At 54.7% G+C, this 12,787-nt stretch carries 10 protein-coding genes and 1 pseudogene; 6 read left to right on the forward strand and 5 right to left on the reverse strand.

The window, feature by feature from the left end; genetic code table 11:
- Positions 1-20 precede the first annotated feature (20 nt).
- Positions 21-1,154 carry a nickel/cobalt efflux protein RcnA gene (locus tag ACVBEG_RS16610; RefSeq protein ID WP_323566137.1) on the reverse strand — a complete coding sequence of 378 codons (1,134 nt, stop codon included), beginning with the start codon at positions 1,152-1,154 and terminating at the stop codon, positions 21-23.
- A gap of 320 nt (positions 1,155-1,474) precedes the next feature.
- On the opposite strand from ACVBEG_RS16610, the gene ACVBEG_RS16615 reads away from it, so the two are divergent.
- A complete protein-coding gene (locus ACVBEG_RS16615; RefSeq protein WP_322216359.1) occupies positions 1,475-1,750 on the forward strand; it encodes a metal/formaldehyde-sensitive transcriptional repressor in 276 nt (91 codons plus the stop codon).
- Positions 1,751-1,891: 141 nt separating this feature from the next.
- On the opposite strand, the gene ACVBEG_RS16620 is transcribed toward ACVBEG_RS16615, so the two are convergent.
- Complete coding sequence (locus tag ACVBEG_RS16620) at positions 1,892-3,130, reverse strand: ATP-binding protein (protein ID WP_447108080.1); 1,239 nt, start codon at positions 3,128-3,130, stop codon at positions 1,892-1,894.
- Between the two features lie 98 nt (positions 3,131-3,228).
- Positions 3,229-3,891, reverse strand: a complete 663-nt coding sequence (locus ACVBEG_RS16625) for a response regulator (RefSeq protein ID WP_447108081.1) — start codon at positions 3,889-3,891, stop codon at positions 3,229-3,231.
- 91 nt (positions 3,892-3,982) lie between these two features.
- Between ACVBEG_RS16625 and ACVBEG_RS16630 the strand changes: the two genes are divergently transcribed.
- The 5 genes from ACVBEG_RS16630 (at position 3,983) to ACVBEG_RS16650 (ending at position 11,691) form a co-directional block, all read left to right on the forward strand.
- Positions 3,983-5,145, forward strand: a protein-coding gene (locus tag ACVBEG_RS16630; protein WP_447107390.1) for an IS3 family transposase whose coding sequence is annotated in 2 segments (ribosomal slippage) — positions 3,983-4,238 and positions 4,238-5,145 — 1,164 coding nt in all. Because the reading frame shifts where the segments join, the coding sequence is not laid out codon by codon here.
- Between the two features lie 300 nt (positions 5,146-5,445).
- Positions 5,446-6,042 (forward strand): undecaprenyl-diphosphatase, encoded by a 597-nt coding sequence (locus ACVBEG_RS16635; RefSeq protein ID WP_447108082.1) that lies wholly within the window; start codon positions 5,446-5,448, stop codon positions 6,040-6,042.
- Positions 5,984-7,480, forward strand: a complete 1,497-nt coding sequence (locus ACVBEG_RS16640) for a TolC family protein (protein ID WP_447108083.1) — start codon at positions 5,984-5,986, stop codon at positions 7,478-7,480. The genes ACVBEG_RS16635 and ACVBEG_RS16640 overlap by 59 nt, the downstream gene beginning before the upstream one ends.
- The gene (locus ACVBEG_RS16645; protein WP_447108084.1) at positions 7,477-8,541 is read left to right on the forward strand and encodes an efflux RND transporter periplasmic adaptor subunit; all 1,065 of its coding nucleotides are present in this window, start codon (positions 7,477-7,479) and stop codon (positions 8,539-8,541) included. The genes ACVBEG_RS16640 and ACVBEG_RS16645 overlap by 4 nt, the downstream gene beginning before the upstream one ends.
- Positions 8,542-8,562: 21 nt before the next feature.
- Positions 8,563-11,691 carry an efflux RND transporter permease subunit gene (locus ACVBEG_RS16650; RefSeq protein ID WP_447108085.1) on the forward strand — a complete coding sequence of 1,043 codons (3,129 nt, stop codon included), beginning with the start codon at positions 8,563-8,565 and terminating at the stop codon, positions 11,689-11,691.
- A 283-nt stretch (positions 11,692-11,974) separates the two neighbouring features.
- Here the strand turns inward: ACVBEG_RS16650 and ACVBEG_RS16655 are convergent.
- Positions 11,975-12,154: pseudogene (locus tag ACVBEG_RS16655) on the reverse strand (transposase domain-containing protein); the annotation flags it as partial.
- Between the two features lie 59 nt (positions 12,155-12,213).
- Complete coding sequence (locus ACVBEG_RS16660; protein WP_447108086.1) at positions 12,214-12,759, reverse strand: hypothetical protein; 546 nt, start codon at positions 12,757-12,759, stop codon at positions 12,214-12,216.
- Between the last annotated feature and the right edge of the window lie 28 nt (positions 12,760-12,787).

Raw genomic sequence — 12,787 nt, forward strand, 5'->3', positions numbered from 1 at the left:
CCCGCTCACCCAACTGAGCCTTATGCGTTCAGGCCGATCCAGCCATGGATCCCCATGTACAGACCTACGCCAATAATGAGCACACTCGAGAAGTAAGGCGCACGTCGAGCGACACTACCCAGCCAAGGCCACCGATTGGATGCCTGTCGAGCCCCGACCGCAGCGGCAACACCAACAGTAACCAAGGTCAACGCCAATCCGATACTGAAGCAAAGAACCAGTACTGCCCCCAACGCCACCTCTTTGACTTGCAGGCAAAGCAGCAAAACCGTGATGGCAGCCGGGCAAGGAATCAATCCACCGGTCAGGCCGAACATAATGATTTGACCGGTGCTTACCTCACGATTTGTGAAACGCTTACGTATATCGCTGGCGTGCGCTCGCTCATGAGCGTCCTGGTAGCCCTCAATTGAGAGCTCCAGCCCCTCCAACTCAGAGTGCTGATGTTCATGGCCGTGCTCATGAAAGTCCAGGTCATAATCATGACTATGGCCTGCATGACCAAGACAAAGTTTGGCGGTAAATTCGTGAGGTTCGGGAATGGCCTCCAAAGACTCCAGATATTCGCCCTGGTTAGCAAAACTGAATGTCTGAACTTGTCCATCGGGGCGAGTGGTCAACAGACTCACGTCCGCAGCAGACCAGGCATGACCACTCAACGCTTTCATCCGCCACCTTGGTAGCACACCGGTTTCGAAGATCGAGAGTTCTATTCTGCCGTGGCCTGTGTCGATGCGTTTGGTTTCATCATCATGGCTATGATGTTCATGCCCATGATGATCGTCGCCCTCTTCAAACGTCCACATTTGCTCGCCACGCCAAGTGCGCCAGAGCATCCATAGAGCAATGGTGATGATGATTGCAGCCGAGGCAAGCTGAAAATAGGGCTCGGTGGTGGCCGCGTCCAGATTCTGTCCCAGATACATACCACCCACGGCGACGAGCCACACGACCAGCGTATGCGAAAGCGTAGCCGCCAACCCCAGCAAAATGGCCTGTTTCACAGAACCACGGACGGCAACGATGAATGCCGCCATCATCGTTTTTGAATGCCCAGGCTCAAGCCCATGCAAAGCGCCCAATAGAATCGCACTGGGGAAATAAAGCCAAGCATGAGCTGGGCCCTGTTGCAGAATCTCTGCGAAGGTCGACATGGATAATCCTAGAGGTGCGTGGTCATTTGTTTGGGTATTTCCAGTGGCTATGGCCCGCGTAGTAACGTCCGGCAGCACGTACCCAGCGGAGCCTCCCGATCTCAGGAAAGATTCATCTGAGTCAAACCCTGGCATCGATAGGATTTACTCGCCCCCATCCGCTTGAACTCCCCATCAGCAATCGTCACTGGCGGTGCGACGACCACTATTAACGGCCCTTTCGTTCAGGTGGATATGGCGAGTGACATTTGCTACCGTCCCCCTATACAGGCACGAAATATACTATACCCCAGTATACCTCCATGAAAGAGAGAAATCCCATGGGCCATACCATTCACGAAAAAAAGAAGTTATTAGCACGCGTTCGCCGTATCAAAGGACAAGCAGAGGCGCTGGAGAAGGCGCTGGATAAAGAGGCTGAATGCGTAGCGGTGCTTCAACAGATCGCTGCGATCAGAGGTGCGGTGAACGGCTTGATGACAGAAGTGCTCGAAGGACATATTCGTGAGCACCTAGGGCCTGATGCTGTCTCCCCAGAAAGCAGGCAGGAAGATGTCGAACAGGTGGTTTCCGCTCTGCGCTCCTACCTCAAATAACCATCAGAATTCAGATACGAGAATGGTGCAGTTGATGCCAGAGCGACAAACAAAGTGGCTGGGCAGCCCTAATCAAGCAGCACCAATTGAAGGGGCCGGCCCTGATGAGCTTATCGCACTGCGCCTTTTAGAGAGCGCTTTCTACCCAGCGTATTTTTCCGATTGAAACGGAAAAACAACCTGAACCCGCAGCCCCAAGCCATTTGGTGCAGTATCGAGTACGACCTGAGCCCCGTGTTGCTCCGCAATCGTTTTAACAATTGCAAGCCCCAGCCCGCTGCCAGAGCCCGTTTGATTGTTGCCTCGGTAGAATCGCTCAAGCACTCGCTCACGCTCCGCTGCACTTATTCCTGGGCCGTTGTCGCAGACCTCAAGCACGACCCCTTGGTCGGTATCGCGTACTGCCACGTCAATCTTTGCGTGGGCACCTGCGTAGCGAATGGCGTTGTCGACCAGGTTATTGAGCAGGATTCGCAGCGTTTCGGGATCCCCAAAAATGCTAGATGCGGCATGCTCGGTCAGCCCGAGATCAATACCAGAGGCTTCAGCCCTACGAACCTGATCAGTGATCACCGATTTGCAGAGAGCAGATAACTCAACGCTCTGCATGACTGGCGACTGCGCGTCAGGCTCCAGGCGAGCCAAGGTCAATAACTGTTGTGTCAGGTGAGTAAGGCGCATGACACCCGACTGCACCTCAGAAAGTGATACCTGCCTGTCTACTTCCTGAGTGGCACGTTGCGCCAATTCAACCTGGATACAGAGCGCTGCTACCGGGGTGCGTAACTCATGCGCGGCATCAGCGATGAAGTGCTTTTGCATGGCGAAGGCATTTGCCAGGCGTTCCAGCAGATCGTTGAGAGCATCAACCAAGGGCTTAACTTCGCCTGGCAACTCTTTCGAAGCGATAGGCTTCAGGCTATTCACGTTACGCTCAGACAGTTCTGTCGCCACTGCCCGCAATGGCTTTAGCCCATAGGTGATACCAAACCACAAAAACAGGGCTAGCAAGGGGATCAGTGACACCACTGGCCACAGTAGATGCACGGCTAAACCGGCGAGCGCTTCCCAGCGTTTATTTTGTGCTTGAGCCACCCGGATAAACTTATCGCCGCGCTGGCTCACAAACGTGTGCCAGATTTGATCTCCGACCTGAACATCACTGAAGCCTGTTTGCTGCGGCGGTGGCAGCGTGAGTGCGGGGTCAGTCGTAAAACTCAAGGCTCCTGCGCTCCAAACCTGAAGCAGCACTTCGTCCGCATTATCATCACTGAGTGGACTGGGTTTCCTGCCAGTATCCGTCAGTACCACATGCTCACCAGGATCCACATTGATGTGTTCTGCGAGGTAACGCATTTGGTCGTTGAGCAGATCATCCAATTCAAGGACAGCCCCCCAATAGGTACCGATACTTGCCAGCAGCCCAGCCAGAAAAGTGGCTGGCAGCAGCCATAACAGCAGACGTCGACGGAGCGAACTCATGCCTCCTCTCCAATGTGATATCCGACACCTCGGACAGTACGGATTACCTCGGCCCCAAGCTTTTTACGAAGATTATGGATATGAACCTCCACTGCATTGCTACCGACCTCGTCTCCCCAACCGTACAGGCGATCCTCTAGCTGCTCACGGGATATCACCGTATCCGGCTCCTTCATGAGCTCGTGCAGCAACGCATATTCTTTGGCCGACAGGCTGACAGGCTCGTTGCGTAACCACAGCAGGTGTCGTACAGGATCAAGTCGCAGGGGGCCGCCTCGAAGCTCGGTCTGCACACGGCCTGATTGACGGCGGCTGACGGCACGGATGCGTGCAACCAGTTCCTCGATCGCGAACGGTTTAACCAGGTAATCGTCAGCGCCGTGATCAAGGCCAGCAACTCGATCTGGTAGCGAATCGCGGGCGGTGATTATGATTACCGGCAAGCGCTCATCGTGTTTACGCAGTACCCTGAGAACATCCATTCCATCTTGGCGCGGAAGTCCCAGATCGAGCAGCAGCAGCGCATAAGGGGTGGTTTCCAAAGCGAGTACGGCAGCCTTGCCGTCCGTGACCCAATCCACTATGTACCCTTCCTGGCGCAAGCCTTTTTGCAAGCCGCTGCCAATCATCGGGTCATCTTCTGCAAGTAATATTCGCATCGCCTGATCCCTCTCCTCACATCAGTCTGTAGTGGTCTAATGAAACCGGACACCCATTTAGGCGAGAATGCTCGCCAGATCGAGGTGTCAAATGACCAAACAACGCCGTACCTTTTCTGCTGAATTCAAACGCGAGGCTGCCGACCTCGTGCTCAAACAAGACTACAGCTACATCGAAGCCAGCCGTTCACTCGGCGTCGGCGAGTCGGCACTACGCCGCTGGGTCACGCAGGTTCAGCAGGAGCGCCAAGGCGTTACCCCGCAGAGCAAAGCGCTGACACCGGAACAGCAAAAAATCCAGGAGCTTGAAGCCCGGATCGCCCGCCTTGAACGGGAAAAATCGATATTAAAAAAGGCTACCGCGCTCTTGATGTCGGAAGATCACGAGCGTACGCGCTGATCACTCAGCTGAGCGTCCATGAGCCGGTTGATTGGCTGTGTAAAGTGTTTGAAATCAACCGCTCAAGCTACTACGCCCACCGTCTCAAGCGCCGAACGCCTGATGTCGAACGGCTTCGATTGCGCAGCCGAGTGAGCGAGTTGTTTTCACAAAGTCGCAGTGCTGCGGGCAGCCGTAGCATCCTCACCTTGATGCGTGACGATGGTGAGCAACTCGGCCGGTTCAAAGTGCGCAGCTTGATGCGTGAGCTTGACCTCGTGAGCAAACAGCCAGGTTCACATGCCTACAAACGAGCGACGGTTGAACGGTTAGATATTCCGAACATCTTGAATCGGGAGTTCGATGTCCCGGCACCCAACCAGGTGTGGTGCGGCGACATCACCTACATTTGGGCCCAGGGGAAATGGCACTATCTGGCTGTCGTGCTGGATCTTTGCGCACGCCGAGTGGTGGGCTGGGCGTTGTCAGAAAAGCCGGACGCCGATCTGGTTATCAAGGCGCTGGATATGGCTTACGAGCAACGAGGAAGGCCTCAGGGCCTGCTGTTTCACTCGGATCAAGGGTCGCAGTATGCGAGTCGTTTATTTCGCCAGCGTCTGTGGCGTTATCGAATACGCCAGAGCATGAGTCGCCGGGGAAATTGCTGGGACAACGCGCCAATGGAGCGCGTGTTCCGCAGCTTGAAAACTGAATGGATACCGACTCTGGGTTACAGAACCGCCCAAGAAGCCCAGCGTGATATCAGCCTTTTCTTGATGCATCGGTACAACTGGATTCGACCCCATCAATTCAACGGTGGGATGGCGCCAGCTCGGGCCGAAGAAAAACTTAACGTCGTGTCCGGGATTAGTTGACCACTACAGTCAGCGCTTCGCTGGAACACCGCGCAGTGTGCCGAACTCTTGACTCCAAGCATATGGCGCCCTAACCATAGATAATTCTGACCCCACTCGGGCTCTCAATATTCGGAACTTAGCCCTGCGACCTGTGCCTTGAAAGCAACACTTTGGAGCAACGGCCTCTCAGGCCTATAAAGACGATAAGACTGCCAGCGTCAGCCTTAAGGTGGACTTAAGGAAGCAACCATTACGGTGCGTATCACTCGCACCGCGATCGCAACGTGGTGCTTCCTAGCCTCCTGAACGGGTCTCCCCATGGAAGAGTTCAATCACGCCCTGTTTTTGGCTATCAACGCCAGCGTGCACGCCTCGGCGGAAATGCAGCTATTTGCGACTTTTCTGGCGCAGTGGCTCATCACCGGCGTACCACTGTTGCTGATCGGATTGTGGCTGTGGGGGACACGCCAGCATCGAGCAGCTGCGGTAACAGCCACGCTGAGCATCGTGTTCGCGCTTGGGTGCAATCTGCTGATCAGTAGCCTTTGGTTACATCCACGACCCTTCATGCTGGGGCTAGGACAAAACCTCCTGGCACACACCCCGGAGTCCTCTTTCCCCAGCGATCACGCCACTGTGATGTTCACGCTGGCCTTTGCTCTGATGCTGGCATCGCTGCGCAAACTTGGTGTGTTGATTCTGCTGCTGGGCGTGTTGGTTGGCTGGGCGCGTATCTATTTAGGCGTGCATTTTCCATTCGATATTGCCGGGTCGCTGCTGATCTCGTTGATAAGCGCGTGGCTGGTACCACAGGTGCTGAGTTGGAGGCATCTCGACGACCGTTTGCTCGACGCTCTTGAGCGTCTATATCAACGAGTTTTTCCAGACACCGCTCGACGCAACGCTCAGCTGTAGGAGGAGATGCGTGCTTTATTCACGAAGTTCAGCGTGCTCCACCATTTTGGCCTCAAAGAAAATTCTAATGCGCAAACCCTACCTTTTCATCGTGATGGCGCTGCTTACCGGCTGCGCCAGTTATCAACCGCAACCACTGGCGCCTCTGAAAATGATGGCTGCTTATGAAGAGCGCTCTCTGACTAAACCAGAGCTTCAGCGCTTCATAACAGCGAGCCTCCCCAAAACCACTAGCGCCTGGGGGCTGAGCAAATTAACTCTGGCGGCCTATTACTACAGCCCTGAGCTGGACGCGGTACGCGCCAAATTAACTAGCGGTGAAGCGGCGACAGAAACGGCGAATCAACGACCCAATCCGTCCTTGTCGTTGCCACTGCAATACGCCGATCAGCCGATAAAACCGTGGACGTACGGACTGGCCCTCGACATCCCGATTGAGACTGCCGGTAAACGTGGGTATCGAGTGGCACAAGCGCAACAACTCTCAGACGCTGCCCGACTCAATATTGGTCAAACCGCCTGGCAGATCAGGAGTCGTCTCCGCAGCGCATTGCTTGACCTTTACGCCGCCACCCAGCACCACTCGATTATCGAGCGTCAGGTCGACATCCAGCAGAACATAGTCACCATGTTGGAGAGGCAGCTTTTGTTGGGGTCGGCCTCTAGGTTCGAGTTGAGCCAGGAACAGATCATTCTGGAGCGTGATCGTAGCGACTTGTCTAATAACGAAAAGCTTATGCTGGACGCCAAAGCACTGATTGCTCAGACCATAGGCATTCCTCTCAGGGCTCTTGAGCCCATCAAGATAAATCTGAGTGACTTTGAGAGCCTGACTCCGCAGATCCCTGATAACGCTGCCCGTCGTCAAACCATTCTGAACCGCACTGACATTCTTGGGGCTCTGGCCGAGTACGACGCGAGCCAAACCGCTCTCCAGCTAGAGGTTGCACGGCAGTATCCGAACCTGTCACTTGGGCTCGGATACTCGTTCGACCAAGGGGTGAACAAATACAGCGTTACACCGGCAGGCATCACCCTCCCCCTGTTCAACCGTAATGAAGGGCCTATCGCGGAAGCCGAGGCGCACCGTAAGGAAGCTGCCACCCACGTCGAAGCACTTCAAGACCAAGCGATCAATCAGACCGACAGCGCCCTGCAGCACTATCACCTGGCCACGCAGAACCTTGTGCTCATCGACACTCAGGGGGCGACCCGAACAGCCGCCTTTCAAGCTGATCAACGTTCCTTTGATTTAGGCGCGATAGACCGACTGGCGTTATCACGCTCACGCCGTGCGGTGAATGTCGATGCAATGACCCACGTTGATGCAGTGGTTCAAGTCCAGCAAGCCATCACCCAACTTGAAAATGCCATCCAGCAACCGCTCGATGGAATCCCATTGCACGCCCAGTCAACCGAAGCGGTCATTCGAAAATGAACACTCCATTTCGTAGCAAAATCCCACTGATCGCCCTGGCGATGTTAGCCGCTGTCGGGTTAGGCGCTTTAGGTTCCTTCTTTTATCAAACCCTGCAGGCTGTGCCTGTAACTGCGGTAGCGGCCCCTACAAGGGTCACCATCGAAGGAGGTTTGACCATTGTCACGCTAGATGAAACGACCCAGACAATCAGTGGTATTCAAGGTGAGCCGATAACTGCGTCCAAGCATCAAGTGGAACATCTTGCTTACGGCAGTGTGCTTGATGTGCAAGGGCTTAATGATCTGAGCACTCGTTACGCTATGGCTCAAGCAGACTCAGCGGCAGCACACTCTGCAGCTTCGGCTTCTGGCCAGGAATATGAGCGCAACCTCGCGCTTTTCAAGGCGAACCAGAGCGTGTCCTTGAAGGTGCTGCAAGCCTCGCAAGCAACATGGAATACAGACAAGACTAAGCTACAGGCAGCGAGTGCCAACATACAGTCAGTACGTAATAGCGCACTCCAACAGTTTGGTGCGCCCTTGGCCGGCATGATTGGAGCACCAGACGCCACGCTTTTGCACAGGCTGTTGAGCCGCGAGGACATGCTGTTGCGCATTGTCCTCCCCCTTGGTGTTGATTTGGCCGCTCCTGAACTGATTGCGGTCGAGTCCAGTGAACATCATCGAGAACCGGCTCACCTCATTTCAGTATCGCCTCAAATCGACCCCTCGACTGAAGGTCGTGCCTACCTTTACCGAGCGGCGGCTACTCTTCCAGTCGGTAGCAAAGTGGCAGCCTATTTGCCATTACCCACACCCACCAGCACCCGTCTCGTCATACCTGAGGCCGCCATCCTATGGTTTGGCGGTCAGGCGTGGGCGTATGTACAAATTGCCAAAGACCGGTTTACCCGCCGTCCTGTCGCAGACCAAACTCCCTACGACAATGGATACCTTGTCAGCACAGGATTTGAGTCCGGTGATCGTGTCGTGGTGCATGGCGCACAACTGCTGCTGTCCGAAGAACAGCGCCCGCCAATCACCGCATCGGCTTGCAAAGACCCCGAATGTGACGACTAACCAGACGGCAGCGAATACATCATGTTGAATTCAATTATCCGCTTCGCTGTGCGCTTCCGAGGCGTGGTTATCGCCCTCGCGTGTCTGCTGGCAGGTTATGGCATCTACACCCTGACTCAGGCCCGGCAAGATGTCTTCCCCGAGTTTGCTCCACCGCTGGCGGTGATTCAGACCGAAGCTCCAGGGCTATCGTCCGAGCAGGTTGAAATGCTTGTTACCCAGCCGGTCGAAAATGCCATGGGTGGCACCCTGGGACTTGCGAGCATGCGATCCAAATCGTTGCCGGGGCTGTCAATGGTTACGCTGACCTTCAAGGATGGGGCTGACCTATACCGAGCCAGACAACTGGCTGCGGAGCGACTCAGTACGCTCACCGGTATTCTCCCGCACGGGGTTAAAACACCTGCGCTATTGCCATTAACGTCATCGACCAGCGTCACTCTGGTCGCAGGTATTACCTCTGGCACCCGCTCGCTGATGGAGATGCGCACACTGGCGGAGTGGACGATCAAACCGCAACTATTACGCGTGCCAGGCGTGGCTGATGTAATCGTATTTGGCGGTGATCTAAAGCAGTTTCAGATTCAGGCAGATCCCAAAAAGCTGGTGCAATACGGTTTCGCTCTTCAAGACGTGTTGAGCGCTGCACAACGCGCAACGGGGGTTAGAGGCGCAGGTTTTCTGGAGACCGCTAACCAGCGCATCGTCTTGAATACCGAAGGTCAAACCGTTACACCGGAGCAGTTGGCGCAAACGGTGCTCAACTACCAGAATGGAGTCGCCGTACGCTTGGGCGATGTCGCCACAGTGACCTATGGGCCAGCTCCCGCAGTCGGTGCGGCGGCAATCGAGGGTAAGCCAGCGGTGTCGCTGATAGTGGAAAGCCAATACGGCGCCGACATGATGAGCGTTTCCAGTAGTGTGGAAAGCGCCCTGGACAGCTTGAAACCTGCGCTAGAAGCAGAACAGGTGAGCCTGCACCCGGACATCTTCCGCCCAGCTAGGTTTATCGAAACCGCGATTGGTCACTTGCAGATGGCACTGCTATTGGGCGGCGTGTTAGTTGTCCTGGTGCTGTTTCTGTTCTTGTTCAATATCCGCACTGCAATCATTTCGGCTACGGCGATTCCGCTGTCCTTGTTGACGGCGGTGATCGTGCTCCATCACTTCGGTGTGAGCCTCAACACCATGACCTTGGGCGGTCTGGCCATCGCCTTGGGAGAGGTGGTGGACGATGCTGTGGTAGACGTGGAAAACATTTTCCGTCGGCTGCGCCAAAATCAAGCGCTGGAGCATCCCCTATCACCAGCCTTGGTGGTATTGCGCGCCTCGTTCGAAGTCCGTAGTGCAGTGGTGTACGCCACCTTGGTTGTCGCGCTGATTTTCCTGCCCGTTCTAGCACTGTCAGGGATCGCCGGGAAACTCTTCGCCCCCTTGGGGCTCGCTTATATCCTGGCGATTTTGGCGTCCCTTGTGGTGGCCCTGACGGTCACGCCAGCGCTGGCGTTTATGTTGTTGACCACCAAGCCACTTCAATCGGAAGAACCAAGATTGGTGCTGCGACTGAAGACCCGCTACCTGAAATTACTCGCCAGTATCGAGTCGCACTCTCGCTCAATCGTCTGGATGATCGTCATTCTCTGCACCGTGGCGGCCAGCGCACTGCCGTTTTTTGGCGGCAACTTCATACCGGAACTGAAGGAGGGACATTACCTCATCCATATGGCGTTGGCCCCAGGCTCCTCTTTGACCGAATCCATGCGCGTGGGCGACCGTGTAGCGCAGGAGCTGAGTACAGTCTCCGGCGTGCGACTGGTAGCGCAACGCGCAGGGCGAGCCAGTGAAGTAGTCGACCCGACTGGCGTCCATGTCAGTGAGTTCGAAGTGGATTTAAATAGCTTGTCCGCCGCAGAGGAAACCCAGGCCGTAGCGCGTATTCAACAAGTGCTGGCCAGCTTCCCAGGGCTGACGACGTCGGTGAACACGTTCCTGACTGAACGGGTGGACGAAAGCATCTCCGGCGTCACCGCGCCGGTCGTTATCAATGTTTTTGGCCCTGATCTGGATGTGTTGGACAGCAAAGCCCAGGAAATTGCACAGGTGATCAGTCGAATCCCCGGCACCATCGGCTTGAGAGTCGAGTCCGCCCAGCATGTGCCGCAATTAACCATCAGGCTGCGGCCTGAGCAATTGACACACTGGGGATTCGAGCCGGTTGATGTGATGGACGCGATCCAGGTGGCCTATGACGGATTGACCGCCAGCCAAATCTATCAGGGGAACCAGATTTATGATGTCACCGTCTCGTTGACTCCCTCGGCCCACCACAGCATCGCGACTGTCGGTTCACTGCTGCTACGCAACAAAGCCGGAACAACGGTGCCTCTCGATCAATTGGCCCTGTTCACTCAAACCACCAGCCGTTACCAAATCATGCACAGCGGTGGTCAACGCCTGCAAACAGTCTCGACCGCAGTACATGGCCGCGCGGTGAGTGACTTCGTTCAGGAGGCTCAACGGCGTATTAACAAGGAGGTCACTTTACCCAAGGGAACCTACGTCTTGTTTGCTGGAGAGGAACAAGCACGTGTGCAATCGCAACAGGACTTAATGGTTTACACAGCGGTTGCCATCATTGGGATCATGCTGCTTCTGTTCCTCGCCCTCAAAAGCATGCGTGCGTTGGTATTAGTCCTCGTGAACCTGCCCTTCGCCTTGGTAGGCGGTGTATTGACTGTGTTGGTGTGCGGTGGAAACTTGTCATTGGGATCACTGGTCGGGTTTGTCACCCTGTTTGGTATCACGCTGCGCAACTCCATCATGCTCATCTCCCATTACTCACACCTGGTGAATGAGGAAGGTATGACATGGGGCCCGGAAATAGCTCGAAGGGGTGCCGCCGAGCGACTTGTACCGATTCTGATGACAGCCGTGGTGACCGCGTTGGGACTGCTACCTTTGGCGCTCGCCAGTGGCGCTGCCGGCAATGAAATTGAAGGGCCTATGGCTATCGTTATCCTGGGTGGGTTAGTCACCTCGACAGCTCTCAATCTACTGGTGCTACCAACCTTAGCTTTGCATTTTGGACGCTTTGAAAAGCGCGTCGAAGAGTTTCCAGCTCAGTTAACACCCGTTGAGTCCGCAACCTAGTGCGAGCAATGGAGATTCACGACTCAGATTACCTTGCGACAAAAACAGTAAACAAACTTCTGCTCATTGCCCCCTGGCGTATGGTGAGACTCTTTTTCATGTCCAAGCATGATAAACGGCTCACCGAATTCAGCATGAAGCTCATTGGCATCGTAACGCATGACAGACAAGCCACTGCACTTGCTTGGCCCATCCTCTGCAAAGGTTGCCACGATGACCTGACCGCCTGGTTTAACCGCCCTAAGCACAGCTTGGACATATGCATGCCGCTCTTCTGCAGTGGTTAACAAATTAAATACGGCCCTGTCATGCCACACGTCGTAGGCGTTCGAATCGTGATTAAACGGGCACCCACCGTGTGGCAATAACTCGGAAAACGCGTTAGGGCATCCTTCAAATACGCGTACGGATCATGGCCATTTAACCGTACTGACGCGATCAAACTCATGATTCGTACTGATCGGTTCACTTCCGTAGCCTTGATGAATAGGGCTCACACTCTATTACGGCTTGCGGTGGATATTATTTGCCCTGCACCACTCGAACATGTGCATGGCTTATGGCTTTGTAGACGCGAATCAATCTTAAAAGTGGCCACCAGTCATATAAAAAAATCTGCAGTGGTCGCCACATTGCCACCCAACCAACGATCATCAGACTTTCGCGCACTATGCCGACTACAGCGCCAGGACTAAGTTGGCCAATAACATCGACTACGATCAGGCAAAGGGTAACAAAGGCGATGCCGATCAACAGGCTAATGCGGCCCTCTCGAAGGAGATGTTTCAACTCACTGCGTACGAGACCTGCTTTATGATCAAAGTAATTGTGGATTGCCTCGATAATGATCGCACTTGGATCGCCTTCTGCTGGCAGATGCTCAAGGTGGATTGTGATACGAAGCCGGCTGTCCGACGAAAATTCTGCCGCCCAGGTCTCGATGAACGCTTCAGCTTCGCGATCAAGATCCTTGTTAAAAAAAGGTGTCGGATCCATCGAATTAAACAACTGTCCAACTTCGCGTACCCGGAGTTGAAGGTGATGCTCTGATGATGTTTTTTTTCTCATGGCACTACTCGATTATCATGCATTGGCA

The organism is Pseudomonas sp. GG8, from assembly GCF_052976945.1.